Here is a 25,242-nt window from a genome sequence, read left to right on the forward strand (position 1 = left end):
GCCCGTGGTTGTTCCCGGCCCTGCGGATGTTCCTCCCCCTGGAAAGACACATGCCTCTCACCACCATCGCCACCAACGCAGCCCCCGAACCGGTCGGCGCCTACAGCCAAGGACGCCGCATCGGCCCTTTCCTGCAGGTCAGCGGACAGCTGGCCACCGATCCGTTGACCGGGACGCTCCTCGCAGCCGACGTGGCCGGCCAGACCCGGCGTGTACTCGAACAGGCACAGGCCATCCTCGCTTCGGAGTGCGCGGGCTGGCAGGACGTCCTGATGGTCCGCGTCTTCCTGGCCAGTGACGACGACTTCGAGGCCATGGACGGTGCCTACCGCGGCTTCCTGGCGGCACCCTTCCCCCCGCGTACCACGGTCACCGCGGGCCTGGCCCCCGGAGCTCTCATCGAGATCGACGTTCTGGCCGTGCGGCCCGGCAACCCTCGGCCGAACCGAGGCTCGCTGCCTGGTGACTGAGCGCTTCAGCGGGTCGGCCCTGTGGCCGGGTGTGGGCCGTGGGCGCGCTGCCAGTCGTGCTTGGGCAGGCCCGTGGCGCGCTCGGCCCGCAGGTTCGCGATCTCGCGTCTGATCGCGCCGATGAAGTAGGCGCTGACGGTTTCCTCGGTGCGCAGGACGGTGTCGGCGATGTCGTCGAAGGCGGACAGTGTGGCCTCGGTCATGGCGAGGCCGTTCGGGCCCAGGGCCGGGAGACCGCCGAGGAGGTCGGCCGGCCCTGGATGGTCAGGGCTTGGCCACTGGTGCCTGTAGTTCAGTCACCCACTGGCCCCGGTTCGGCGGGCACTCCAGGCTGATCTCCCGCGGGTATCCGGTCGACTGGTAGCCGTTGGCGTCGATCCAGCGGGCCAGGGCCTGGGCCGTGGGCAGTACCGTGTCCATCGAGCCGTGGTGCACGATCGTCGCCGCCTGGTCGACGGACGGCAGCTCCCCTGCCAGATCTGCCGGACAGCCTGGAGGACGCTGGTCAGGGCCTGAGGAAACCTGCTCGGCGACGGGCTGACCGCGGGGCGCTGAGCCCGCCGCCTGAGGAAACCTGCTTGGCGACGGGCTGACCGCGGGGCGCTGAGCCCGCACTCGAAGGACATGGATTCAGGTCCTCGGCAGCCGGAATCGCAGTCGGCAGGTCACGACGTCACCGCGCTGGTTCTGCAGCGGACGCTGCCAGAGGTGCGCGGGCTCGGCCTCGGGAAGGAGAACGATGATGCGGGTTCCGGGATGCCGAGCGGTCAGCTCCGCGACATACGCGGCGTTGGGGGAGGAGGTGGGGATGAGGCCGGTACCGGTTCTCGGCCGGTGGACGGCAGACCCAGGGCAGCGATCGACGTTCCGCGTTGGTGTCGGATCATGATCCATCGCCGCCTTTCAGGGGAACACCCGCGCTGTTCTGCCAGCGGCAGAACAGCGGCCCGACCGGACTCGACGATCACTACAGTCCAGCCGCATGACGACGATGACGACGCGCACGGTCGAGTACCCGGCCGATGGTCTGACGATGGTCGGGCACCTCGCACTCCCGGCCGGAGTCGATCGCCGGCCCGCGGTGCTGCTCGGGCCGGAGGGCATGGGGCTCAGCGACGTCGAGCGCCGCCGCGCCGATGCTCTCGCCGAGCTGGGATACGTAGCGCTGGCCTTCGACCTTCACGGCGGGCGCTATTTGGGTGACCCCGAGGAGATGCTGGCCCGTTGCATGCCGCTGCTCGCCAGCCCCGACCGGATGCGGGGCATCGGTCATGCGGCGCTCGACGTGTTGCGCGCCGAGCCGCGGACCGACCCCGACCGGATCGCCGCCGTCGGCTACGGCACCGGGGGCGCCGTCGGGCTGGAACTCGGGCGCGACGGCGTCAACCTGCGTGCGATCGGGACAGTCAACGCGCTGACCACGGGCCGACCAGGCGAGGCGGCGCGCATTCGCTGCCCGGTATGGGCCGGGGTCGGGTCGGAAGACCCGATCATGCCGCCCGCGCAACGGGACGCGTTCACCGCCGAGATGCAGGCCGCGGGCGTCGACTGGCGCCTCGTGGTCTACGGCGGCGCCTTGCACGCCTTCCACCACCCGCCGGTCGACCACCCCGCGGTCCCCGGCGTTGGCTACCACCCACGGCACGCGCAGCGAGCCTGGCGCGACGTCGTCGACCTCCTCGCCGAGTGCCTGACCGTAACGGAGTGATCTGCTCGACAACCGCGATTCCGGGCCGCGGACCAGGCCCGTCGACCGCCACCGGCTCGGTGATCTCCCCCTCGCCCCGGTCAGCGGCTGGCGGGGTCGGCCTGCCGCCCGGGGCCGGGGAGGTGCAACTCGTAGAAGCTGCGGCGCACCGTGTCGCTGTGCCGGATCGTGCGCGGCTTGTGGAGGTCGGTCGTCCAGGTACGGCCTTCGTGATCGTGTTGGTCGATCCGGCGGTCACCGCCGAGTGCGTACGCGCCGACGTCCGCGGCTTCGTCATGCCACGCAGCCACGGCACGAAGTCGCGGACCTCGGCGGACGTTGCCCGATCCCACTCGACCTGGACCATACGGAGCCAGCGTCACCAACGCAGCAGATCGAAGGCGTAGCTGTGGACGCTGCCCGGCCGGTCGTCCCGAGCGACGAAGTCGATCAGAAACCTGCGGATCGGCTCCACCGCTCTTCCCTCCTCATCGAGGACCAGCCAGGGCACTGCCCCTGCGCCTCCAGCCCCCCGCCCCCATCGGGGCAGGCAGATCCCATGGCGGAGGCTGGGCAGCGGACAGGTCCGCTGCCCAGCCTGGGGTGATCCCCCGGGGCGGATTGACTGCAGGTTGGCTATGAGAAGCCGATACCCGACGTCAAAAGTCTCTCGATCAAGCAGGGCGGCATGAGGCTCCCTCCACCGACCGGAGACCAGGTCGTCTGACAGCCGAGCCAAACCAGCGTGCGGGGTCTCTTCCCCGACCAGGGCAAGGTGGGACATGTCCGCCCGCACTGCCGGATCGAGATAGGCCTCCGGCCGTCGCCAGTACGCAGCGTCGAACCCATCGGAGCAGTCGTGCGGGATCGGAACAGTTTCGATGCGGGCACTCCCCAACAGCCCGGTCAGTCGGCCGATTCCGACGGCACGCGCCTCGTCGAACGCGGCCGCCTCGGGCAGGTACTCATCCAGCAGCCAGAGCTTTCGGCTGACGTCCCGATCCCAGGTGAAGATGACAACGCGCTGCGTGGCGATCCGTCGCAGTTCACTGATGCCGGCCTCATGATCGGTCCAGTGGTGCACCGTCAGGACCGCCATGGCCGCGTCGGCGGAGTCGTCCGCGATCGGTAGGGACTCCGCCGACGCCTGCACGACCCGCGCTGAACCCACAGGCTGCTGGGCGATCATCGTGGCACTGGGCTCCACGGCCAGCAGTGTCTGCGGCGGCTCGTAGGAGCCGGTGCCGGCTCCCACACCGATCACCGTGGCAACTCTCGGCCCGATGCCTCCCTCCCAGGGAGGTCGCCCGCAGCGGGTCGCCAGGACGGCTCCTTCGTCCGCGTGAGGGGCGCCCTTCCATGAACCAAAGTGTCCGGACGGGCCCACCCAGGCGTACTCGCCTCTTTTCGGAGTCCGGTCTTGACCGTCGCGGCATCCGGGTCAGCGGCGAGTGCGGTTCATGCGATGAGCCGTGTTTCCTGTGGGGAGATGGGATGTGAACCCTGGGTCAGCCGGTGCATCCCGAGATGGGTGTGGGGCTGCCGGCGCAGTTCGTGGGCTTGTTGCCCGCGACGACAGAACCGTTCAGCGTGACGTTTGCGTTGGTACTGGCGATGCCGCCGGGCGCGGTGGTGGCGGTGTTCCCGCTGATGGTGCTGCCGGTCACGGTGACCGTGCCACTCCCGTGGTTGTAGATGCCCCCGCGGAGCCGTTGGTCATGGTGTTCCCGCTGACGGTTGCCCTTTGCAGGATCAGGGTGCCGTCGTTGTAGATGCCACCGGAGTCGCTCGTGGCGTTGCCACTGGCGGAGTTGCCGTTGACGGTGGTGTTGCTCAGGGTCAGGGTCGTGTCGTTGTAGATGGCTCCGCCCTGGGCGACCCCCGTCGCCGTCAGGTTGTTGCGGTTGACGGTGGAACCCGACACGGTCATGGTCCCGTTGTTGTAGAAGGCTCCGGCGATCCCTCCTCCGGAAGCAGACCTGGATTCATTGAGGCTGAAGAGGCGCGCGGCTGAGCGGAACCCATCATCTGGTGCCGTCCGTTCACCGGAAGATCTTGGAAGAACGCGCGCAGGGGTGACACCCGACGTCATTCGCCCGGGTGAGGGGCGGTCGTGACCCGGAGAATGTCACCAACCCTCTCCCAGAACATCCCCCTGGTCCCACGCTTCCGTACCCGGTGGACAGCAGGGTGTCCGGGTATCGGCTGCGTGGTTCCTACGGTTTGTGTGCGGCGGTGAGGAAGTCCAGGACGAGGGGGCTGGCGTGGGTGCGGCACTCCTCGAAGGAGGCGTGCCGGCCATGGGGGATCAGGTGCGGTCGGGCGTCGAGGTGATGCCGACCCGGAGTCCGGAGGCGGTGCTGGTCGGGACCTGGCTCACGCCGACATTGTGGGCACGAGAGCGGGCCGGGAGCGTGCCGCACGACGTCGGTCTGCGCCGGACCGCTCCCGGGGGCGGCTGACCTGTGTGGCGGGGGATGGCACACTGACCGTCGATCCGCCGAAGGAGTCCGCCGTGTCGATGATCAGCAATCTTCGTCAAGCGGTCCGCCGGGTGCACCGGCGCACCGTCGACCTCAGCCATCCTGCCCGGTCACCGCTGGGCAGTTCGGTGGTGAACTGCGTGGTCTATCGCGATGGTGTGCGTCAGCACGGCAACTGTCCGGCCGAAGAGGCACTGCGGCAAGCCTGCAAGTCGGACGATGGCTTCGTCTGGATCGGACTGCACGAGCCGACTCAGGAGGAGTTCGCCGGACTCGCCGAACTCTTCGGCCTGCATCCCCTGGCGGTCGAGGACACCGTCCAGGCACACCAGCGGCCCAAAGTGGAACAGTACGACGACACGCTGTTCGCTGTCTTCAAGACCGTTCGGTATGTCGAGCACACGGAGCTCACCGCCACCAGCGAAGTGGTGGACACCGGCGAAATCATGATCTTCACCGGACCCCACTTCGTGATCACCATCAGGCACGGACGGCACGGCTCGCTGGGGCCGGTGCGCGAGGCTCTGGAGGCCACTCCCGAGCACCTGGCCAAGGGGCCCGCCGCCGTGCTGCACGCCATAGCCGATCATGTGGTTGACGACTACCTCACCGTTGCCGACAACGTGCAGCACGACATCGACACCGTGGAGTCCGCCGTCTTCACCGAGGACACCAGCTACCGCGACGCCGGTCGCATCTACCAGCTCAAACGCGAGCTCCTGGAACTCAAACGGGCCGCCGCGCCGCTGGACCGGCCGCTCAAGCGGCTCGCCACCCAGCCCATACCGCTCATCGGCTCCGACATCAGCGCGTACTTCCGTGACGTCGCCGACCACTTGGAGCGCATCACCGAGCAGATCACCTCCTTCGACGCGCTGCTCGACTCCATCCTCCAGGCCCACCTCGCCCAGGTGACCGTCGCCCAGAACGAGGACATGCGCAAGATCACCGCATGGGCGGCGATCATCGCCGTTCCCACCATGGTCTGCGGCATCTACGGCATGAACTTCGACCACATGCCCGAGCTGCGCTGGACGTACGGCTATCCCATGGTCCTGGGGATCATGGCTGTCGCCTGCTTCCTCATCCACCGGGGCTTCCGCCGCAATGGCTGGCTCTGACCCGCCCGAGTAAGCACAAGCGACCCGGAGGACTCCCATCAGGCTGGGCAGCGGCCTTGTCCGCTGCCCAGCCCCCGCCGTGCCCGACTGCTCGGGTGGACGACATCGCACACGGGCGGCCTGCGCGTTTTTCGCGCTGGGCGGGTAGCGTCCGTCACTGCACTGATGGATCAGACCGCGAGGATGTGACAGGTGAGCGAGAGAGATCTTCTGGCCCAGCGTTTCGAGGAGCACCGGTCCCATCTGCGCGCGGTGGCCTACCGCATGCTGGGCTCGCTCAACGAGGCGGAAGACGCTGTCCAGGAAGCCTGGTTCAAGCTGGACCGCTCCGACGTCTCGGGAGTGCAGAACCTGGGCGGCTGGCTGACCACCGTGGTGAGCAGGGTGTGCCTGGACATGCTGCGCTCTCGCACCACGCGCCGTGAGGAGCCGCTGTACGACCAGGATGGTCAGTTCCACCTGCCCGACCCCGTCGTCACCGGCTCGGACAGCGTGGACCCCGAGCAGGAGATACTCGTGGCCGACTCGGTGGGCATCGCCCTCATGGTCGTCCTGCAGACCCTTGCCCCCGCCGAACGCCTCGCCTTCGTGCTGCACGACCTGTTCGCCGTCCCCTTCGACGAGATCGCTCCCACTCTCGGCCGCACGCCCGCCTCCACCCGGCAACTCGCCAGTCGCGCCCGCCGCCGGGTCAATGAGGCCGCGCCCGCTCATGACACCGATCTCACCCGCAGGCGCGAGGTCGTGGACGCCTTCCTCGGCGCCGCGCGTGGCGGCGACTTCGACGCCCTCCTCGCCGTCCTCGACCCGGAAGTCGTGGCGCGCTCCGACGGCGGCACCCTGCGCCCGAGCCTGCTCCGTCGCGGCGCGTCCGCGGTGGCCTCCCAGGCGATCACCTTCTCCCGGTTCGCGGAGGCCGGACACGCGGTGCTGGTCAACGGCTCACCCGGTGTGGTCGCGGTCGCGGAGGGCTGCGCGATGTCGGTCATGGCGTTCACGATCCAGGGCGGCCGGATCACCGCTGTCGACATCCTCACCGATCCCGAGCGTCTTGCACGGATCGACCTGAGTGTCCTGAGCAGCTGACTCACCGAACACATCTGGTGCGGCGGGCAGTCCAGCCCGTCGCAGACACGTCGGCGACGCGGCGCAGCTGGGAAAAAAGTTCTCCGGATTCCTGTCACACCGAGGCGAGTTGCTCCGTCAGTGTTTTGAGAACGCAGAACAGGCCCATATGAAGGAGTCCAGACATGACCAGCACCCCGATCTCCCGGATGCCGAACCCGGCCGAGTTCGTTCCTGAGCTGAACGACATCAGTGCCGCGCTGTTCCGGGCCACGGGGAACCGCTCGGTGCCGCGTACCACGATGAGTCTGGTGCACCTGCGGGCCGGACAGATTGTCGGCAACACCTACCTGACCATTCTCAACACCGGTTTCCTGCGCAAGGCCGGGGAGAGCGAGGAGCGCATCACCGCTGTCTCCTCATGGCAGGACGCCCCGTACTTCACCGATGCCGAGCGCGCGGCTCTGGCCCTGGTGGAAGCCACCATCCAGCCGGCCCAGCGTGGCCAGGAGCGGGTAACCGACGACCTGTACGCGGAAGTGGCGAAGCACTACGACGAGAAGGCCCTGGCCACCCTGACCATCGCCATCGGTCAGATCAACTTCTTCATCGCACTGGCCGTCATCGGCAAGCCCGCACCGGTAGCCTCCCTCGCCGACGAGCAGTGGGACTGACCGCGGCCCGACACCACCCGGAAACCGCGTCGTCGATTTTGAGCGGAGGCTGCGGTGACCGTGGCCTCGTGGCCGGCCCCGCGCCGCGGGAGAAGAAGGACCCCCGCCTGTATGTCCCGCTTGTGCCCGGCGTACTGCTGGTTCCAGCGGTACGGTCGTAACAAGGCTGATGCGGTTGGGCCGTTGCTACCACCTCGACCGGGGGCCGGGCAGGGCTCGTTTCGGCACGGAGCAGGCCGCCGACCTCGCGGTGTCGCCGGAGGGGGTGGCCTGATCACCTACGGCCCGCTGCTGTCCGACCTCGAGGTGCACAAGTGACAGTTCGGAGGGCGCTCGTTCTGTGTCCCACCAGGCCCTGTGGACGCATCGGTCGTACACAGGGTGGTGGCCCCGCGGGTTCGAGCCGGGGAAGTGTTCTGTTCGGGGGTAGGCGCCGCTGATCGTGTAGGAGGTGTTCGGCCGCCCGCTGTGGTGGAAGGCGAGCGGTCGTCACGGTGTGTGGTCGCGTCCGTCTCGTGAGGCGAAGGCGGTGAGGGCGTCGGCGTCGGGCGCGCGAGCGTGCAGGAAGTAGTCGGTCCACTCGGTGTTTTCGGGATAGGACGAGTCCTGACTGAGCCGGGTGGCTGCGGCCTGGTTGTCGAAGTTCGTGGTGCGGAGTTCGACGCCCGGTCCCAGGAGGGCCCAGTGCGCTCCGGTTCGTCCGCAGGGCATGCCGATGCTGCCAGGGTTGATGACAAGTCGGCCGTGGGCGAGACGGACGAACGGCATGTGGGTGTGGCCGCGGACCACGGTGCGGATGTCGTGGGCGAGCCCGCTGAAGACTTCCCTCCAGCGATCGAGGAGGGAGTCGACAAGGACGACCTCTTCGTCGTCGCGAGGGGTGGCGTGTAGAACAGCACGTTCCCCAGGCCGCTTACGGCCAGGGTGAGTGACCGTGGCAACGAGCTGAGCAGGTCGAGATGGTCCTCGCGGAGCTGTGCGGCTGCCCAGGGGGGCGATCGGGTCGGGGATCGTCTCACGTTGCCCCCGGCGGTACTCGAGGAGCTCGCGGTCGGCGGTGCTGACATCTGGTTCGGCGAGGACTGTCTTCAGGGCTGGCAAGCGGGGCCTGGAGGACGAGCTGGCGGATGGCGGAAGTGCGGCCCTTCTCGACGGGGGACGCCGAGTTTCCGCAGCGCTTCACGGGCCGGGGCGACCTTGGGCACCGCGGTCGGGGTCGTGCACCGAGATCAATCAGCGCGCGTGGAGCTGGTGTGCTCCTGGGGCCATGAGTCGAACAGGGGGAGGGGGACCTCCGGGCGGCGGGCTACACGCCGAAGGTGATCCGCGGCGACGCCGCGGACGGCTGGCCGGACAACGCGCCCTATGACGTCATCCTGGCGACGTTCTCCGTCGACCGGCTTCCCCCGGCCTGGATGGCGCAGACCGTGCCGGGCGGACGCATCGTCACCCCCTGGAACTCGGCCTGGTGCTGCTACGGCACGCTGGCCCTGACCGCAGGCCAGGACGGCAGCGCACAGGGCCGCTTCCACTCCTTCGCGTCCTACATGCCCATGCGCCGCCCGCATCCCGCCATCCACGACGCCCCAGGCCCGGCCACCACCGACCATCCCACGCACTCCACCACCAGCACGCTCTCCCCCTGGGCAGTGGCCGGCGGTGACCTGGACGCCGAATTCCACGTCGGTCTCACCGTCCCCGGTGCCTCCCTCGCCTGGGACACCAGCGGTGACCACGCTCCGGTGCGTCTGGAGGTGGCCGACGGCATGGGCCCGTCCTGGGCCACCGTCGACTATGACGGCCACCACGGCGACAGGTTCGCCGTGGCCCAGTACGGCCCGCGACAGCTATGGGACGAGATCACGGCCGCTTACGATCGCTGGCACACCCTCGGCCGTCCGGGCGTCGGCCGGTACGGCCTGACCGTAGACGCCACAGGCACACACACCCCATGGGTGGAAGCAGCCGGAGGACGCCACCCCGTGCTAGCCGCGCTCAGCCGATGAGGACTGCTGCGGGGGCCCGGCCCTTGAGCGTGCCTATCTCCCTGTACGGCCACGCGCACGGGCGAGCCCCTTCCACGCCGGCCGAAGAAGGTCCAGGAGCGCCTGACCAGGATCGCGGGCCGGTGGTCCATGACGAGAAGCGCGGTGTGCGGCCTGCGGTCCCCGGGCTTCGACGGTGAGTTGCGGTGCCTCATGAGTGGCTTCGGGACAGTTCCGGCTCGAGCTGCGACGTTCGGTCCCGCGGGGGAAGCAGGAGCGGGGTGGTCAGGATGAGCAGTCCTGCGACCGTGAGAGCGGTGCGTGGGCTGGTGATGTCGGCGAGCAGCCCGGCAAGTGCGGTGAGGATGGCGATGGACGCCTGCTGGCCGACCGACCAGGCCGTCAGGGTGCGGGCGACGAGATGTCTGGGTGTGTGTTCGAGCCGGTAGGTGGCGAGTACCGGGTTGTAGAGGCTCATGTTGATGATGATCGCCAGCTCGACGGCCATCACGGTGACGAGGCCGACGACGCCGGGGCGTACGAAGGCCAGGCCGATCAGCCAGATGGCGCGCAGGGTGCCGACGGTCCGGAAGACCCGGTGCCGGCCGAAGCGGGCCACGACACGGCGGGCCAGCCGCGAGCCGATGAGTCCGCCGAGGCAGGGGGCGGCGAAGGCGAGGCCGTACTGCCAGGGCGGGAACCCGAGCTGGCGCAGCAGGAGCACGGCCAGCAGCGGCTCGGTGGCCATGATCAGGCCGGCGACGAGCATCTGGTTGAGGCAGAGCGGCCGCAGACCGGGGTGGCTCATGATGTGTCGCCAGCCGTCGAGCAGTGCGCCTGCCCGGACCGGGCTCCGGCCGGTCGTTCGCGGCGCTTCTTCCTGGCCGCGGATCGCGGTGATGCCCAGCGCGGAAAGCAGGTAGCTGAGCGCGTCGGCCACCACGGTGGTGACCGGCCCGAAGAGGCCGATCGCCGCCCCGCCCATCGGTGGCCCCACCGCGATGGAGCTCCAGTTCGTGGACTCGAACCGGGCGTTGGCGACGAGCAGGTCGTCCGGTCGCACGAGGGCCTTGAGGCAGGCGCCGCCGGCCGCGTTGAAGGCGATCTTGGCTGCGGCGACCACGGCCGAGACCACGAGCAACTGGAGGAAGCTGAGCCGCCCGAAGGCGTAGGCGACCGGGATCGTCGCCATGGCCGCGAACCGGGCAAGATCCATCATGACCATGACCGGGCGCTTGCGCCGGAACTCCACCCATGGCGCGAGCGGCACCGCGATCAGCGCACCCGCCGCAGGCCCCACCGCGGACAGCGCGGACACCTCAGCGGGTCCGGCATCCAACACCACCACGGCGATCAGCGGCAACGCCCCGAACCCCAGCCCGGATCCATACGCGCTCACCGCATATGACGCCCACAGCCAGCCGAACTGCCGGCCCAGCCGTCTCCTGCCCACCATGCTCAGCGCACTCCCCTTGAGGTCCCAGCCGAACAAACCGACGTTGACCGATGAGAGGTAAGCGGGCAAGGCAGCAGCAGGTCAAACAACTGATCTGCCAGCAGTCCACAACCATCAGTTGTTCACTAAGGTGGGTCGGCGTGGATCTCGAAGCAGTGCGTACCTTCGTCGCCGTCGCGGACGCGGGCCAGTTCCAGAAGGCCGCCGCCGATCTGTCGGTCACCCAGCAGGCCGTCTCCAAACGCATGGCCGCGCTGGAGCGGACCCTCGGCGTGCGATTGTTCACCCGTGCCCCACGCGGCGCTGAGCTCACCATCGATGGTCAGGCGTTCCTGCCCCACGCACGCGAGCTGCTGCGCGTCGCCGAGCGTGCGGGCGCGTCCGTGCGCCCCGGCCGCCGCCCGCTGCGCGTCGACGTGATCGCCTCGCGCGTCGCGCCGTCGGGCCTGATGCGCGGTTTCCACCAGGCGCACCCCGAGATCGACCTCGACGTGGTGATGCTGTTCGACGTCGAGACGGCCGTCGCCGCCATCCGATCCGGTGCCATCGACGCGTCCTTCCGCGCCGTCGCCATGCCCGGCCACCCCCTGCCCGAGGACATCGAGTCCGTCCGGGTGCTCGACGAGCCGCACCAGCTCCTCACCGGCCCCGCCCACGCGCTGGCCGGGCGCCCGGTCGGTGACGGTCGCCCAGCTCACCGGGCACCGGATCTGGATGCCCGGCATCACCCCCGGAACCGAGTGGGCCGCCTACTACGGCGACCTCGTCGCCGAATTCGGCCTCACCATCGAGGCGACCGGCCCCAACTTCGGCTCCGACGCACTCCTCGACACCATCGCCGACACCCCGGCCCTGGCAACCTTCACGACCGCGCGGACCCGCCTCGTCTGGCCCGCCGGCCACGGGCTGCGCCGCATCCCGGTGACCGACCCGACGCCCGTCTACCCGCACTCCCTCCTCTGGCACCGCGACAACCCCCACCCGGCGCTGGCCGCCCTCCGCGCCCACCTCGCCGCCATGACGGGCGGCCAAGACGCCGCCGGAACCTGGGCACCGGACTGGGTGATTCCGCGCTGAACGGCCTTTGCCCGCACGGCCGGCCTGCCCGGCTCGGGCGGCAAGCGGGGGGCCGGAGGGCGTCGCCGGGGCGAGCAGGCTGGTCGGTTCGGAGATCGCCTCGGGGGAGGGCTGAAGCAGCGGCTTTCCAGGTACGAGGTGTGTACGTCGCCGGTCTTCGCGGGCCGCCACGGCGGGGCGACGCCCGCTCGTGCTGCTCTTGGCCCCGGCGGCACGCAGTCCGTTGTAGGTCAGCTCGCGCTGGAGGTCGCGCTGCAGGTCGCCGGCGGCGGCGAGGGTCTGCACCATGAACGTCACGGTGGACAGCAGCTCGCAGGTGCGCGGGTGGAGGGCGGTGAGGTCCATCGCGGAGAACGCGCCGTCGTGGATGCGCAGCGCGAGGCGGTCGCGGTCGACGGCTGGTTGGTCGAGACTCGCTTGTAGACCATGTTCGCCTCCGAGGAGCCCGTTCCGTGCGGAGGATCGGACCCTGTCCGTCGTCAAACCCTGTCAGCAATCACCATCGGATCTGATGGGATTCGAGCCGCCGCGACCGCCCTGATGGCACGGGTTCATCGGACGCGTCGGCTGTCTGTCGTCAAATGATCGTTTGACGACAGGGACGCCCTGCGCCCCTGTGCGGTGCGTTGTTCCAGGCCGTCCAGGATGAGGGCGAGGCCCGCCTCGAATGCGGACTCATGGTCGATCGCCGGCACATCAGGCAGTGCGGTGGTGCCGGTGCTCGGTTCCGCCTGTTCCTCCAGGACGCTGCCGACCGTGAGGCGGCCGGCGGCCAACATCGCCATCTGGGCGTCACGCTCGGGCACACCGGAGGTGATGAGGAAGTCCATCTTGTGGCGGATCCGGTCGAGGTCGCTGGTGGGTGTGGTGCCGGCGTGGAGCCGTGCGCCGTCCCGGCGCATCAGCAGGGTGTGCCTGAAGCTGCGCGTGTTCTCCCGTAGCCAGTCGCGCCAGTCGTTGCCGCGCGTCGGCAGCGGTTGCGCCGCGTGGGGTGCCATCGCCGCTTCCGCCATGGCGGCCAGGAGGTCCTTCTTGGTGCGGAAGTACCAGTAGAGCGACGGCTGCTCGACGCCCAGGCGCTTCGCCAGCCGCCTTGTGCTGACGGCGTCCAGTCCGACGTCGTCGAGCAGACCGAGCGCCTCGGTGATGACGGTCTCGCGGTTCATCTTGGTCACGTTGACAATCTATCGGTGATAGATGACGGTGGAAAAGAATCATTCACTGATAGATTTTGGAGTGGGGTCATGATCACGCGATCGGGAACACGGTCCTTAAGGGTCCTCGTCGTCGGCGCCGGGGTAGCAGGGCAGTCCCTGGCGTTCTGGCTCACCAGGGGTGGCCACCGGGTCACCGTCGCTGAACGCTTCCCGGCGCTGCGGGCCACCGGCGCTCAGGTCGACCTGCGGGGGCAGGGCATCGAGGCCGTCCACCGGATGGGCCTCCTCGACGCCGTTCGCGACGCGCTCGTGGACGAGGCGGGTGTCGCCTTCGTGGACGCTCGCGGCAAGGCCAAGGCGACGATCATGGCCAATACGTCCGGAAAGGGTCGGCAGACCCTCACCTCCGAGTACGAGATCATGCGCGGCGACCTGGTGCGCATCCTCCACGACGCGACGAAGAACGACACCGAGTACGTCTTCGGTAAGAGCGTGGACGGCTTCGAGCAGGACGAGCAGAAGGTCATCGCGCAGCTCTCCGACGGCTCATCCCAAGCATTCGACCTTCTGATCGGCGCGGACGGGCAGGGATCACGCATCCGGCAGGCGCTCCTGCCACAGGGCCTCGATCCGTACTGGAGCGTCGGCATTCACATGGCTTACTGGTTCATCCCGCGTATCGCCTCCGACAGCAACATCCGGGATACCTACATGGCCCCGAAAGGCCGCCAGATCATGCGCCGCAGCCACAACCCGACCGAGACCCAGGTGTACTTCGTGATGCGGGAGGAATCCGAGGAAGCCTCCGCGATCCACCGCGCGCCCGTCGAGCGCCAGCAGGACTTCTGGGCCGACCGGTTCCGCGACGCCGGCTGGCAGACCGAGCGCTTCATCGAAGGCATGAAGACCAGCCCGTTCTTCTACTCCCAGGAGATCGCCCAAGTGCGCACCGACACCTGGTCCAAGGGCCGCGTGGTCCTGGCCGGCGACGCCGCGCACTGCGCCTCCCCCTACAGTGGCATGGGCATCTCCGCCGGCCTGGCCGGCGCCCACGTCTTGGCCGGCGAGATCAACCGCCACCCCGGCGACCTGCTGACCGCCTTCGCGAACTACGACAGAACGCTGCGGCCCTTCGTCGATGAGATCCAGGGCGAAGTCAATCCGCGCCTGCTGAGCCTGGGCATGCCGATGACTCAGCGCGCGATCGACGCTTTCCAGGTCATCACCGCACTTGCCTGCTTCCTCCGCGTCCCGGAACTCACCGCACGCTTCTCCAGGGAAGACCGCGGCGGCGACTGGCAGCTCCCCGCCGATCCGGCACCGATCAGCGCCGCGTAAAAAGCCGCAGGAGCAGCAGGAATCCGGCCGTCACGACCAGGATGCAGAGCTGGCCGCCCAGGCGAAACAGGCAGGTCCGGGCGAGTGCCGAGAAGGCGACGGCGGCCCCGGACCAACGCCCGGGTCGGCTGCCCGTAGTCCTGCCCGGCCCCGTCGTCGTCCCCAGCGGGGACCGCGGGTCGGACTCCAGCGCCTGGGCTTCCGCTTCGCCGCCTACCGCGACGACCTCGGCCTCGACTCGGCCCTGGAGCTGCACTCCCTGCACAGGTCCTCCTCACCCATCTGATCGAAGCTGTGGGCGCCTCGTGCGGCCACAGCCGCATGAGGCGCCCAGGTGTTCTTCCGTTGAGTTGTGCCTCAGCGGAAGGCAGCGATGTTGCGGGTGACCCAGCCATTGAAGGGGCGCGGGGCGCGGCCGAGGACTCGTTCCACGTCCGGGCTGATCCGCAGTTCTGCCGGGTTCGGGGCGGAGATGATGTCGAGGGTGTCGTCGGCGAGTTCCACCGGCACGAACTGGGTCATCATGGCCTTGGCCTCGTCGCGGGTGAGTTCGTGGAACCGTACGGGCGAGCCGAGCTCGGCGGCGATTGCCTCCGCTTGCTGACGCGGTGTGATGACCTCTGGCCCGGTCAGCTCGTAGACCCCGCCGGTGTGCCGTTCGTCCAGCAGGCAGGCCGCCGCGACCTCGGCGATGTCCGCAGGGTCGATGACCGGCACCCCTACGTCGCCGAAGGGCGCGGCGACCGTCCCTTGTGTGCGGACGGACTCGGCCCAGGCAAAGGCGTTGGAGGCGAAGCCGCCCGGTCGCAGGACGGCCCAGGCCAGGCCGGACTCCCGCAGCGCGTCCTCCACCGCGCGCATCGCGACCCGCGACGGGCCGAGCGGTCTGGTCGCCACGCCCTGCGAGGACAGCAGGACGACTCGGCGGACCCCACTGGCCGCGGCCAGGCTGATGATGTCGGCCGGCCTGGCGTCGGGGGCGTGCAGGTCGCCGGACAGCAGGAGGAACAGTGCCTTTGCCCCGTCCAACGCGGGTGTGAGACTTGTCGGTTCGGCCAGGTCGGCCGCCACATGCCGGACTCCGTCCGGCAGCGCCACCGCGTGCCGCGAGACCGCCGTCACCTGCTCGCCCGCCTCGGCCAAGGCGTGCGTCAAAGGTCGGCCCACATTCCCGGTGGCCCCGGTCACCACAATCATGTTCAGCTCCTGGTCGGTCGTGTACTAGGGCATTGACGCTAGGAGCCGGGCTTACTTTTCGTAAGAACGTACCTAGAGGTAAGCTCCAGACGTGAGAGAAGGTGCGCAGCGTACACAGGCCGAAGTGGGCAGTCGGTATGAGGTGTTTCACACCGACTGCCCCGCACGTGACATGGTCGACCACGTGACCAGCAGGTGGGGTATCTGGGTGCTGATCTCCTTGCGGAGCAACGACCTTCGGTTCTACGAGCTGCGCAACAGCATCCACGGCATCAGCGAGAAGATGCTCGCTCAGACCCTGCGTGCGCTGGTCCAGGACGGCCTGATCCGGCGGGAGGTGGAGCCGACGACGCCGCCTCAGGTCACCTACGGGCTGTCTGAGTTCGGCCAGGACATCACCGAGCCGCTGACGGACTTGTTCAACCGGATCACACAGTGGCTACCGCCGCACAGCGCGGGATAGTGCGGTAGCGGCCGCCCTCGGAACCGGGGCCCACCGAGCGGGCCGTGCTCGGCCAAGGGGTGACCGTACGGCGCGGCCAGGGCCGCACCCTGCGCGTCACCGCCACCGATACGCCCCCGGCGACCGCACACGGTGGTACCGGAACCGCCCTCGACGAGGAATGGCGCGACACCTCAACAGGCGAGCCACCAGCCCCGAGGCCGTACAGCGCTCCACCGGCCCTCCCGTCCCTGCCGCGTCAGCCCACCTCATGCCCAGCCGTCAGGGGCTCGTCAGGATGACGAGTTGCCGGGTCGCCCGGGTCATCGCGACGTAGCGGTCGACCGCTCCCTCGACACCCTCGCCGAACGCCTCCGGGTCGACGAGGACGACCAGGTCGAACTCGAGCCCCTTGGACAACTCCGGGCTCAGCGACCGGACGCGGGGCGTCGCCCGGAACGTGGCATCGCCGATGACGCAGGCGATCCCGCCGGTGTTCCCGCCGAGCCAGGTGCCGAGGACCGAGTCCAGCTCCGCGACGGACCCGTGGACGACGGGGGTGTCGCCGCTGCGGATGGAGGCCGGCACATTGGCGTCCGGGAGCACGGCTCGGATGACCGGCTCGGCTTCCGTCATGACCTCTTCCGGCGTCCGGTAGTTGACACTCAGGGAGGCCACGTTGATCCGGCCGAGCCCGATCCGCTCGAGCCGTTCCTGCCACGACTCCGTGAACCCGTGCCGGGCCTGGGCGCGGTCCCCGACGATGGTGAAGCTCCGGGACGGGCAGCGGAGCAGCAGCATCTGCCACTCAGCGTCGGTCAGTTCCTGCGCCTCGTCCACGACGATGTGCGCGAACGGGCCGGCGAGCCGGTCCGGGTCGGCGTTGGGCAGGGCGGCCTCGTCGATCAGGCTGTCCTGGAGATCCTGTCCGCGCAGCATCGTCACCGCGCCCTCACCGTCGTCATCGGCCGCGAGCACGGTGTCGATGACATCGGTCATACGCTCCCGTTCGGCGGCGACGGCGGCCTTGTGCCGGCGCTGTCGCCGTGCCGTCTCCGGGTCGCCGAGCCGCTGCCGCGCCGCGTCCAGGAGTGGCAGGTCGGACACCGTCCAGGCCTGGGGCGCCTGCTTGCGCTGAAGCGTGCGGACCTCGTCGGGGCTGAGCCAGGGGGCGCACATCCGCAGGTAGGCGGGTACCGACCACAGGTCTCCGACCAGGTCGGCCGCTTCGAGCAGCGGCCAGGCCCGGTTGAGGGTGGTGACCAGCTCTTCGTCGTGCAGCAGCGACCTGCGGAACTGGTCGGGCGAGACGTCACCGTCGTGCTTGTCCATCAGGATCGTGAGCAGCTCCTCCCAGATCTGCTCACGGGCCTCGTTGTGCGGGGTGCCGGGTTCCGGTGCCTCGAACGCCTCGGCCCAGTCATCGGCGCTCAGCCAGATGTCGGACCAGTCGGTCGTGACCGTCATCCCCTCGGCGGGCGGCTCCTCGTAGAACCTGACGGCCTTCTCGATCGCCCGCACCATGTTCGCGGACGACTTCAGACGTGCCACGTCCGGATCGGCCTCGACCGCCGCCCCGGCTCCCTCGGCGACCAGGTCCCGCAGGGTGCAGGTGCGCACCCCCTCCTCTCCGAGGCTGGGCAGGACGTCGGCGACGTAGGCCAGGTAGGGCTGGTGCGGACCGACGAACAGCACACCTCCCCGACGCTGACCGAGGCGGGGGTCGGAGTAGAGGAGGTAGGCGGAGCGGTGCAGCGCGACGACTGTCTTGCCCGTTCCCGGGCCGCCGTCGACGACGAGAGCGCCACGGGACCCCGCCCGGATGATCGCGTCCTGGTCGGCCTGGATGGTGGTGAGCACGTCCCGCATCCGGGACGACCGGTGGCCGCCCAGGCTGGCGATGAAGGCGGACTGGTCGTCCAGCGCGGCATGGCGTTCCAGCCCGTCGGTGGTGAACACCTCGTCCCAGTAGTCGCTGATCCGGCCCTGGGTCCAGCGGTATCTGCGGCGGCTCGCCAGCCCCATCGGGTTGGCGTGGGTTGCGGCGAAGAACGGCTCGGCCGCCGGGGAGCGCCAGTCGAGCAGCAGTCGGCGCCCCGTGCTGTCCGTGAGGCCGAGCCGGCCGACGTACACGGGCTCGGGGTCGTCGGCGCTGACGATGTGCCCGAGGCACAGGTCCAGGCCGAAGCGGCGCAAGGCGCGGAGGCGGCCGGTCAGCCGGTGGATCTCCCTGTCCCGGTCCATCGCCCCGCGGCCGATGCCGCCGGGTGCCTTGCGTTCGGCATCGAGGCGGTCGGACAGTTCGGCGATCGTCCGGTCGAGGCATTCGGCGATGGCCGCGAAGTGATGCTCGTCGTCGGCGATGAGCATCGGGTCGGCCTTGGGGGCGAGACGGTCGGGAAGCGCAAACGCGCTGGTGGTCAGCGGGTTCATATCACCGGCTCCGATCCGGAGTCGATCCATGAACCGACAAGAACGTACGCACTTCGTGAATCCCCCAATACCGCAGGTTCTGGTCTTGGCCTGCGATTCTGCGGCACGACCCGGGCCTTGCCGCAAGCCCCCCGGTGCGCTATACGTTGAGAGTGGCAAGAGGTGTGTACACCCTCTTGCCCCGATCGCCCGCTATGGACGGGCAAGCCCTCGCACCCTGGTCTGCACGGGGACCCGTACGGGTGAGGTGTGCGGCGGGGGCGGCATCAGGGAGCGAACAGACGCAGGTTCTCCAGTGCGAAGGCCACCATGGCCGCGCGCCCCTCAGGATCCGGGGAGTTATCCGGATCATCCCGTTCGGCCCATCCCGTCCGCTGCAGCCGCAGCAGCGCCTGCTCGAATTCGGCCGGCACCGAGGACGGGACGTCATCCTCCAGCGCCAGGTCCATCGTGCGGGATTCGGCCAGCAGGACGAAGTGCCAGGAGGGGTCGGGTGATTGCAGCTCGTCGAGCAGCCAGCGGTTCGCCCCTGGCTCCTTGCGCTGCCAGGCCCCGGAGACCGACCGGGCGCGGAAGGCGGCGTCGGGCGAGTCGGCGTAGCGGGCCAGCGCGGCCCCGGATGCCCGGGTGTTGGCCTTGTCGGCGCACTCGAAATCGGCGAGGGAGGTGCCCGCGTCCAACCGGACGCCGCGATCGGGGTCGTGGTCGAGGAGTTCGATGAGCACCGCCACGGCCGACGCTTCCTCCGGACCTTTCCTCGTGATGGTGGGCAGCCCCATGGCGGCCGACGATCTCACCTGCGCCTCGGTGTGCCGCGTGCACGACAGGAACAACGCCACCGGCATCTCGACCAGTTGGTGGTGGACCCCAAGCGTCCGGTAGCAGTCGAGCACCTTGGACATCACGGAGGCGTCCTGGCCGGGAACGGCGAGAGGACCGAGGGTGGCGAGGATCGGTCCGGTGCGCCCATGGCCATGGATGTGGAGCATCATGAGGAGGTCCAGCGCCTCGACCCCGACACGGACCCGTGCCGGATCCGCGCTCCGGCACAGCACGAGGATCTCGTCGATGCGGGCACTGGCGCAGGCGCGGTCCCGCCACGTTCGCGTATCCGGGGACTGGGCGAGAGCGATGAGCTGCTCGGAGCGTTCCGCACTGCCCGGCGGATGAGCCAGTGCCCGGCCGAGCAGGAGACGCGCCTCTTCCTGGATCCGCTCAGCCGTTCCCGCAGGGAGCGGAGCGGCGCTGCGGCGCAGGGCGGCGTGCACGTCCCGCACCGCAACCCCCATCTGCGCCTCGTGGGCCAGGCCCTCACCAGGTGCTCCCGCCTCGGTCCAGCCGACCTCCCGCAGGGTGCCCTGTCGGGTGCGGATGTCCCAGCACAGCTCGTCGTCCAGGGTGTGCGTACAGGCCGAGCCGAGCCGCCCGGTGAACGCGGTCCAGGCACCCACCAGCGCCGCCGGATCGGACAGCGACCCGGCCAGGATCCGCTCGGCCTCCGCGTACAGGGACGGGTCCTTGCCGAGCGCGAAGGTGAAGCTCTCCGCCACCGCCTCGAACACATCCACCGACGGCTCGTTGTCGAGGGACCACAGCAACTCACGCAGCGCCCAGGCGGTATCAGGAAAGTGTGCGATGCTCCGGGACGCCGCTTCGCGCACCGCGCCCTCGGTCGACCTGAGCTCCGTCGCCAGCTGCCGTTGACGTTCCTCCCGCCTGCGGGCCCTCCGTGTGCGGAACATCTGGCCACCCTAACCGCGGGCCCGGTACGTGTGAGCATCCGGGCACATGGACGACGGTGTGTACGTGGGCAACGCGGGCAAAGACGCGGCGCTGGACCGTGGATGGCCGCTCGGGCACGTCAAGGAGCCCGGCGACGCTCGTCGGAGCGACGACGTGGAGATCGGATGGGGCGTCCACTCACAAGGCGACACGCGAACCCGGTGCGTGCGCGGCGAGTGATGGGTCTCCAAGTGCTCATCAGCGGCCGCTTCTTCGGCCCGGATCATCTCCGAGGCCGGCACGAAGCCGGCGGTGCGGTGGAACAACGCTGTCTCCCAGGGCGCGGTCGCGCAGCTCGTCCGCGGTTCCGAAGCACTGGTTTGGGCGGCAGTTGTGGATCTCGGGGCCGTGGATGGTCACGAGAAATAGCAGCGCGGATGATCAGTCGATTCGTGATCTCGTTTGAGCCGGTTAGGCGGGGCGGTGGTCGGCCGGGGAGCGGCGGCGCTGCGGTGCTGTGCAGAGGGCGGGCGGCGGCACAGAGTGCGGGGGCTCCGCCGCCCGCCCACAGGATGCCCAGACGCGGACGCGTCCGGGCATCTGGCATGCATGCCTCCGCCAACTCACCTATTCGACATACCGCACACAGTGTGTCGGTGAAGAAGTACCCATACAACGCTGGCGAATTGCGCTTGTCCGGGGCATGATCCTTTCCTGATGACCCGACAGGCTCGCCGCTCAGGGAGCCTGTGAGTGAAGAGAGTGAGGGACGTATGTCCCGTATCAAGCGTGTTCTGACCGTGGCGGTCGGCGCCGCCGCCTGTGTCGCCCTTGCGCAGGCCCCGGCGAACGCCGTCGGATCCTGGACCATCGCGGACGCGTCGCACGGTGTCGGAACCGGGGCGTTCAACAGTATCGACAACAACAAGTTCCGGATCGCGGACACCAAGAAGGACGGCTACGGCATGGTGCTCCGCATCAAGCTCCCCGGCCGCGACGAGATCACGTCGTGCGACGACCGGAACGGTGCGGACAACGGGTTCGAGTACTGCCAGATCCGCAGCATCCCGCGCAACACCGAGGTCAAGTTCAAGGCCTGCGCGAAGGACTTCAGTGGCGAGCTTCCGGGCTGGATCAACTGCTCTTACTGGATCAAGGACTACACCAGGTAAGAGGCGGGCGGGCGGGTGGCGGTACCGAACGCGAGGGTTCCGCCCCCCGCCTGCGGAATGCCCGGGCCTGTCCGCGCCTGACGGCAGCCTGTGGGACAGCACTGTTGAGTGGTGCGGCGCGTCCTCATTGGCGACCCGTGAAGTTCGGTGCCTTCAAAAGTGACGGCCTTGCTGTCACGGGCGAACATGGCTTGTTCGTACTCGGTGAGCGCGGCCTCGATGTCGTCGGGATGCGCGGCGAGGGCCTTCCCGAGTCTGGCGCCGTCGAGCATGGCCAGGTTGGCGTCTTCGCCGTTCGGGGCTGCGAGGTGGGCGGTGTCACCGAGCAGGGTCGCCCCCGGCACTCGGTTCCACCGGTGCTCGGTCGGCAAGGCGTAGTGAGGGCACAGAACAGGCGCGATATCAGCGTCCATCGACAGATTGCCGATACCCACCCGGAACGGCGTTCAGCTCGGCGTCTGGCTACCGGTCGGCCGGTCCCAGGGTGCGAGATGGCACTCGCCCGGTAGCGGGTAGCGGGTAGCGGTTTGCGGGTGCCGCTCCCGTACGGTCGGAGGGGGCGGCGCCGCCGTCCTGACGGCCGACGGCCGTCGCACCGGGGCAGCCGGTCCCCTCACCGGTTCCGAGAGGATCCTCCCTTGCCGCACACCACGACCCCGGACGGTGCCCGCATCGCCTACCAACTCCGTGGCGACGGCCCCCCACTCGTCCTGCTCGCCGGCCAGGCCAACAGCCACCACTGGTGGGACGGGATCCGCGAGGACTTCCACACCGCGCACAGCACCCTGACGATCGACTATCGCGGCACCGGCGAGAGTGACGAGCCCCGAACTCCTTACAGCACACAGCAGTTCGCGCGCGACGTGATCGCGGTGCTCGACGACCTGGGCATCGACCGTGCGGACGTCTACGGCACCTCGATGGGAGGGCGGGTGGCTCAGTGGCTGGCCATCCGGCACCCGGAACGGGTCCGTGGGCTGATACTGGGCTGCACCTCCCCTGGTGGGCCGCTCAGCCTGGAACGCAGCAACGAGGTCCGCCGGTCCCTGGCGGCGCCCGACGTGGCCGCGGCACAGCGGGCCCTGGCTGGACTGATGTACACCCCGGCCTGGCTGGCGGCCCACTCCGCGCCCTATCAGACCCTGGGTGACCCCACCATGTCCGCCCGTGCGCGTCGCGCACACCTGACCGCGAGTCGCGACCATGACGCGTGGGATGAGCTGCCCGCCATCAGCGCACCGACGCTGATCCTGCATGGCGACGCCGACCTCCTCAACCCCGCCGCGAACGCCCCGCTGCTCGCCGAACGGATTCCTGGTGCCCGGATGACACTCATCCCCGGGGCCCGGCACGCCTACTTCGAAGAGTTCCGTTCCTGTGCGAGTCCACTCGTCCTCGACTTCCTCCATCGGGAAGCGGCCGAGGCCTGAAGACCGCATGGCGCACGGGGGCTTGCGAGTGGAGCCGGCCCCGGATTCAGCAGGAGCTGAGTGTCACGCCGGCGGCTGGCCGAGTTTGGTGGCCACGGCGTCGAGGACCCAGTCCAGGCCGGTGGCGAAGGATGCCTCGGCATCCACGTCGGTGCCGTCGTGCACGGCCCTGGCCAGCGCCGGGAAGCGTCCCGTGGCCAACATGCTCGTCACATGCGGGCCGTTGGCGCGCTGCCAGTCGTGCTTGGACAGGCCCGTGGCGCGCTCGGCCCGCAGGTTCGCGATCTCGCGTCTGATCGCGCCGATGAAGTAGGCGCTGACGGTTTCCACGGCGCGCAGGACGGTGTCGATGTCGGCGATGCCGTCGAAGGCGGACAGTGTGGCCTCGGTCACGGCGAGGCCGTTCGGGCCCAGGGCCGGGCGTCCGCCGAGGAGATCGGCGAGCCATTCGTGGCGGAGGGCGGCCTGCCGGGTGCGCTGAGCGAGGATGCCCAGCGCCTCCCGCCAGTCGCCGGGCTGCTCCTCGGGGCGGATCTCGGCGTACACCTCGTCCACCATGAGGTCGAACAGCTCCTCCTTGGTGGAGATGTATCGGTACAGCCGCATAGGACCGGCGTCCAGGCGGGCGGCGATCTTACGCAAGGACACCGCCTCCAGCCCGCCCTCGTCGGCCAGCGCGACGGCGGTGGTGACGATCCGCTCCCGGTCGAGCGGCACGGGTTGAGTCGGCGGCTCCGGCCGGTCCCACACGGTCATAGGGGCATCGTACCGTTGCGATGCATCGTATCGACTCAATACAGTGTATCGACATGAGACGTCGTATAGCAGTCGTCGGCAGTGGTCCTGCCGGCCTCACCTTCGCCCGCGTTCTGCATCGCCACGGCCATCCGGTCGCCGTCCTCGAACGCGATCCCGCCCCCGACACCCGCCCCCCGGGCGGCACGCTGGACCTGCACCGAGGGCTGGGTCAGCTCGCGCTGGACAAGGCTGGGCTGCTGGCGGAGTTCCAGACGCTGTCCCGTCCCGAGGGGCAGGCCATGCGCATCCTGGACACGGACGGGACCGTCCTGCGCGACTGGCAACCCACTCCGGATGAACAGGCCAACCCCGAGATCGACCGCGGACAGCTCCGTGACCTGCTGCTCGGCTCCCTCGACGTCCAGTGGGGGCGTAGCGTGACGCGGCTGGTGCCGGGAACCCGGGACGGCGTACTGGTCCATTTCGCGGACGGGCGACAGGAGGCGTTCGACTTCGTGGTCGGCGCGGACGGCGCCTGGTCCCGGGTCCGTCCGGCGGTCTCGTCGGTGGCACCGCACTACACCGGCGTCACCTCGATGGAGGCCTCCCTCGACGACGTCGACACCCGCCACCCGGACCTCGCCGGGCTGATCGGCGACGGTTCCCTGGCTGTGTACGGCGTGAACCGAAGCCTCGTCGCCCAGCGCTCCAGCGGCGGCCATGTCAAGGTGTACGCCCGGTTCCGCGCGCCGCTGGACTGGCACACGAACCTGGACCTGGCCGATGTCGAGGATGTCCGAGCGAGCCTGCTGGCTCTGTTCGACGGCTGGGCCGCTCCCGTCCTCGACCTCCTCCGCCACGGCACCGCCTTCGTCCACCGCCCCATCCACGCCCTGCCCGTGTCCCACACCTGGACCCACGTCTGCGGGGTGACGCTACTGGGCGACGCCGCCCATCTGATGCCCCCCTTGGGGGCGGGCGCGAACCTCGCGATGCTGGAAGGCGCCGAGCTCGCCGAGTCCATCACCACCGCCGGCACCGAAGACCTGGACGACGCCGTCCGCGCCTTCGAGGGACAGATGTGGGCACGGGCCGCCTGGTGGGCGAAGATCACGACGGCCGGCCTGGAACGCCTGGTGAGTCCGGACCCCGCCGAAGCCCTCGCCGTCTTCGATCAAGTCCAGCCATCCTGACCGCCGGGCGCGGCGGGCACCGGGCGATGTACCCCGACGTCGCCGGAGCCCGCCACTCACCCCAGTAGCGTCCCTGGTCGCCGCAGGAGGAGCGCAGCCGGGCCCGGGTCACCAGTGCTCTTCCCGCTGCTCCCAGTGGTCCAGGAGGTCCGTGTAGGCCCGCGGCAGGAGCCAGTTCTCCCCCGAACCAGGCCAGGAGTGGAAGATGCCTGGCGCCGCCGGGTTCTGCAGGTGCCGGGCTCTGCTGCTGGATGCGACGAACTCCTCCCACGTCAGCTCGCCGGGCAGTCCGTTCGCGCCGATGATCCGCCCGGAGTCCCACGCATCGTGGTGCCGTCCCTGTTCGACGAGCGGGTTGCGGGCCCGGCCGAACCTCCGGACGGTGGCAGGCGGCACCGACAA

The 25,242-nt window shown here is 69.4% G+C and carries 23 protein-coding genes and 6 pseudogenes; 14 read left to right on the forward strand and 15 right to left on the reverse strand.

Annotated features, from left to right (window positions below; all coding sequences use genetic code 11):
- The first annotated feature begins 50 nt into the window (after positions 1 to 50).
- Positions 51 to 470 (forward strand): RidA family protein, encoded by a 420-nt coding sequence (locus tag AC07FT_RS11895; protein ID WP_479176034.1) that lies wholly within the window; start codon positions 51 to 53, stop codon positions 468 to 470.
- A gap of 29 nt (positions 471 to 499) precedes the next feature.
- Here the strand turns inward: AC07FT_RS11895 and AC07FT_RS11900 are convergent.
- Both AC07FT_RS11900 and AC07FT_RS11905 read right to left on the reverse strand, forming a co-directional pair.
- Positions 500 to 757 (reverse strand): annotated as a pseudogene (locus AC07FT_RS11900) (TetR/AcrR family transcriptional regulator); the annotation flags it as partial.
- A pseudogene (locus AC07FT_RS11905) lies at positions 735 to 938 on the reverse strand (GyrI-like domain-containing protein); the annotation flags it as partial. The pseudogenes AC07FT_RS11905 and AC07FT_RS11900, both read right to left, overlap by 23 nt.
- A 514-nt stretch (positions 939 to 1,452) precedes the next feature.
- Here AC07FT_RS11905 and AC07FT_RS11910 point away from each other — a divergent pair.
- Entirely contained in the window at positions 1,453 to 2,178 is a 726-nt protein-coding gene (locus tag AC07FT_RS11910; RefSeq protein WP_479176035.1) for a dienelactone hydrolase family protein, read from the forward strand.
- 80 nt (positions 2,179 to 2,258) lie between these two features.
- Here AC07FT_RS11910 and AC07FT_RS11915 read toward each other — a convergent pair whose 3' ends face one another.
- The 4 genes from AC07FT_RS11915 to AC07FT_RS11930 form a co-directional block, all read right to left on the reverse strand.
- Positions 2,259 to 2,468 (reverse strand): hypothetical protein, encoded by a 210-nt coding sequence (locus AC07FT_RS11915; RefSeq protein WP_479176037.1) that lies wholly within the window; start codon positions 2,466 to 2,468, stop codon positions 2,259 to 2,261.
- Between the two features lie 68 nt (positions 2,469 to 2,536).
- Positions 2,537 to 3,421 carry a methyltransferase domain-containing protein gene (locus tag AC07FT_RS11920; protein ID WP_479176039.1) on the reverse strand — a complete coding sequence of 295 codons (885 nt, stop codon included), beginning with the start codon at positions 3,419 to 3,421 and terminating at the stop codon, positions 2,537 to 2,539.
- Positions 3,422 to 3,665: 244 nt separating this feature from the next.
- Positions 3,666 to 3,824: a hypothetical protein gene (locus AC07FT_RS11925; protein ID WP_479176040.1), complete on the reverse strand. Its 159-nt coding sequence runs from the start codon at positions 3,822 to 3,824 to the stop codon at positions 3,666 to 3,668.
- Positions 3,821 to 4,087, reverse strand: a complete 267-nt coding sequence (locus AC07FT_RS11930) for a hypothetical protein (protein WP_479176041.1) — start codon at positions 4,085 to 4,087, stop codon at positions 3,821 to 3,823. Before AC07FT_RS11930 ends, AC07FT_RS11925 begins: the two co-directional genes overlap by 4 nt.
- Before the next feature lie 370 nt (positions 4,088 to 4,457).
- Here AC07FT_RS11930 and AC07FT_RS11935 point away from each other — a divergent pair, with 370 nt between their 5' ends.
- From AC07FT_RS11935 to AC07FT_RS11950, 4 genes are all read left to right on the forward strand, one after another.
- Positions 4,458 to 4,619: a hypothetical protein gene (locus AC07FT_RS11935; RefSeq protein ID WP_479176043.1), complete on the forward strand. Its 162-nt coding sequence runs from the start codon at positions 4,458 to 4,460 to the stop codon at positions 4,617 to 4,619.
- Positions 4,620 to 4,678: 59 nt separating this feature from the next.
- Entirely contained in the window at positions 4,679 to 5,761 is a 1,083-nt protein-coding gene (corA, locus tag AC07FT_RS11940) for a magnesium/cobalt transporter CorA (RefSeq protein ID WP_479176216.1), read from the forward strand.
- Between the two features lie 192 nt (positions 5,762 to 5,953).
- Positions 5,954 to 6,847, forward strand: a complete 894-nt coding sequence (locus AC07FT_RS11945) for a sigma-70 family RNA polymerase sigma factor (RefSeq protein WP_479176045.1) — start codon at positions 5,954 to 5,956, stop codon at positions 6,845 to 6,847.
- 164 nt (positions 6,848 to 7,011) lie between these two features.
- Positions 7,012 to 7,500: a carboxymuconolactone decarboxylase family protein gene (locus AC07FT_RS11950; protein WP_479176046.1), complete on the forward strand. Its 489-nt coding sequence runs from the start codon at positions 7,012 to 7,014 to the stop codon at positions 7,498 to 7,500.
- Positions 7,501 to 7,989: 489 nt separating this feature from the next.
- On the opposite strand, the pseudogene AC07FT_RS11955 reads toward AC07FT_RS11950, so the two are convergent.
- Positions 7,990 to 8,601: pseudogene (locus AC07FT_RS11955) on the reverse strand (metallophosphoesterase family protein).
- A 218-nt stretch (positions 8,602 to 8,819) separates the two neighbouring features.
- Here AC07FT_RS11955 and AC07FT_RS11960 point away from each other — a divergent pair.
- The gene (locus AC07FT_RS11960) at positions 8,820 to 9,506 is read left to right on the forward strand and encodes a methyltransferase domain-containing protein (RefSeq protein ID WP_479176048.1); all 687 of its coding nucleotides are present in this window, start codon (positions 8,820 to 8,822) and stop codon (positions 9,504 to 9,506) included.
- A 190-nt stretch (positions 9,507 to 9,696) separates the two neighbouring features.
- Here the strand turns inward: AC07FT_RS11960 and AC07FT_RS11965 are convergent, their stop codons facing one another.
- Positions 9,697 to 10,941 carry an MFS transporter gene (locus tag AC07FT_RS11965; RefSeq protein WP_479176050.1) on the reverse strand — a complete coding sequence of 415 codons (1,245 nt, stop codon included), beginning with the start codon at positions 10,939 to 10,941 and terminating at the stop codon, positions 9,697 to 9,699.
- Between the two features lie 140 nt (positions 10,942 to 11,081).
- Between AC07FT_RS11965 and AC07FT_RS11970 the strand changes: the two are divergent.
- Positions 11,082 to 12,018, forward strand: a pseudogene (locus AC07FT_RS11970) (LysR family transcriptional regulator).
- Positions 12,019 to 12,569: 551 nt separating this feature from the next.
- Here AC07FT_RS11970 and AC07FT_RS11975 read toward each other — a convergent pair.
- The gene (locus tag AC07FT_RS11975) at positions 12,570 to 13,184 is read right to left on the reverse strand and encodes a TetR/AcrR family transcriptional regulator C-terminal domain-containing protein (protein ID WP_479176218.1); all 615 of its coding nucleotides are present in this window, start codon (positions 13,182 to 13,184) and stop codon (positions 12,570 to 12,572) included.
- Between the two features lie 78 nt (positions 13,185 to 13,262).
- On the opposite strand from AC07FT_RS11975, the gene AC07FT_RS11980 reads away from it, so the two are divergent.
- The gene (locus AC07FT_RS11980) at positions 13,263 to 14,513 is read left to right on the forward strand and encodes an FAD-dependent monooxygenase (RefSeq protein WP_479176052.1); all 1,251 of its coding nucleotides are present in this window, start codon (positions 13,263 to 13,265) and stop codon (positions 14,511 to 14,513) included.
- Positions 14,514 to 14,870: 357 nt separating this feature from the next.
- Here the strand turns inward: AC07FT_RS11980 and AC07FT_RS11985 are convergent, their stop codons facing one another.
- On the reverse strand, positions 14,871 to 15,710 hold the full coding sequence (locus AC07FT_RS11985) for an SDR family oxidoreductase (protein WP_479176054.1): 840 nt from the start codon (positions 15,708 to 15,710) through the stop codon (positions 14,871 to 14,873).
- Between the two features lie 91 nt (positions 15,711 to 15,801).
- Between AC07FT_RS11985 and AC07FT_RS11990 the strand changes: the two genes are divergently transcribed.
- Positions 15,802 to 16,173: a winged helix-turn-helix transcriptional regulator gene (locus AC07FT_RS11990; protein WP_479176056.1), complete on the forward strand. Its 372-nt coding sequence runs from the start codon at positions 15,802 to 15,804 to the stop codon at positions 16,171 to 16,173.
- A gap of 261 nt (positions 16,174 to 16,434) precedes the next feature.
- Here AC07FT_RS11990 and helR read toward each other — a convergent pair whose 3' ends face one another.
- On the reverse strand, positions 16,435 to 18,585 hold the full coding sequence (helR, locus tag AC07FT_RS11995) for an RNA polymerase recycling motor ATPase HelR (RefSeq protein ID WP_479176220.1): 2,151 nt from the start codon (positions 18,583 to 18,585) through the stop codon (positions 16,435 to 16,437).
- A 266-nt stretch (positions 18,586 to 18,851) separates the two neighbouring features.
- The gene (locus tag AC07FT_RS12000; RefSeq protein ID WP_479176058.1) at positions 18,852 to 20,327 is read right to left on the reverse strand and encodes a hypothetical protein; all 1,476 of its coding nucleotides are present in this window, start codon (positions 20,325 to 20,327) and stop codon (positions 18,852 to 18,854) included.
- A gap of 46 nt (positions 20,328 to 20,373) precedes the next feature.
- On the opposite strand from AC07FT_RS12000, the pseudogene AC07FT_RS12005 reads away from it, so the two are divergent.
- Positions 20,374 to 20,544, forward strand: a pseudogene (locus tag AC07FT_RS12005) (signal peptidase I); the annotation flags it as partial.
- 536 nt (positions 20,545 to 21,080) lie between these two features.
- A complete protein-coding gene (locus AC07FT_RS12010; protein ID WP_479176060.1) occupies positions 21,081 to 21,479 on the forward strand; it encodes a hypothetical protein in 399 nt (132 codons plus the stop codon).
- Here the strand turns inward: AC07FT_RS12010 and AC07FT_RS12015 are convergent.
- Positions 21,467 to 21,898: pseudogene (locus AC07FT_RS12015) on the reverse strand (FAD-dependent oxidoreductase); the annotation flags it as partial. The gene AC07FT_RS12010 and the pseudogene AC07FT_RS12015 sit on opposite strands and share 13 nt — an antisense overlap.
- A gap of 219 nt (positions 21,899 to 22,117) precedes the next feature.
- Between AC07FT_RS12015 and AC07FT_RS12020 the strand changes: the two are divergent.
- Positions 22,118 to 22,909 (forward strand): alpha/beta fold hydrolase, encoded by a 792-nt coding sequence (locus tag AC07FT_RS12020; RefSeq protein WP_479176062.1) that lies wholly within the window; start codon positions 22,118 to 22,120, stop codon positions 22,907 to 22,909.
- Positions 22,910 to 22,972: 63 nt separating this feature from the next.
- On the opposite strand, the gene AC07FT_RS12025 is transcribed toward AC07FT_RS12020, so the two are convergent.
- The gene (locus AC07FT_RS12025) at positions 22,973 to 23,665 is read right to left on the reverse strand and encodes a TetR/AcrR family transcriptional regulator (RefSeq protein ID WP_479176064.1); all 693 of its coding nucleotides are present in this window, start codon (positions 23,663 to 23,665) and stop codon (positions 22,973 to 22,975) included.
- Between the two features lie 53 nt (positions 23,666 to 23,718).
- Between AC07FT_RS12025 and AC07FT_RS12030 the strand changes: the two genes are divergently transcribed.
- Entirely contained in the window at positions 23,719 to 24,840 is a 1,122-nt protein-coding gene (locus AC07FT_RS12030; protein WP_479176066.1) for an FAD-dependent oxidoreductase, read from the forward strand.
- 108 nt (positions 24,841 to 24,948) lie between these two features.
- On the opposite strand, the gene AC07FT_RS12035 is transcribed toward AC07FT_RS12030, so the two are convergent.
- Positions 24,949 to 25,236, reverse strand: a complete 288-nt coding sequence (locus tag AC07FT_RS12035; RefSeq protein WP_479176068.1) for a hypothetical protein — start codon at positions 25,234 to 25,236, stop codon at positions 24,949 to 24,951.
- Between the last annotated feature and the right edge of the window lie 6 nt (positions 25,237 to 25,242).

This window comes from Streptomyces sp. NPDC045899, assembly GCF_056431485.1.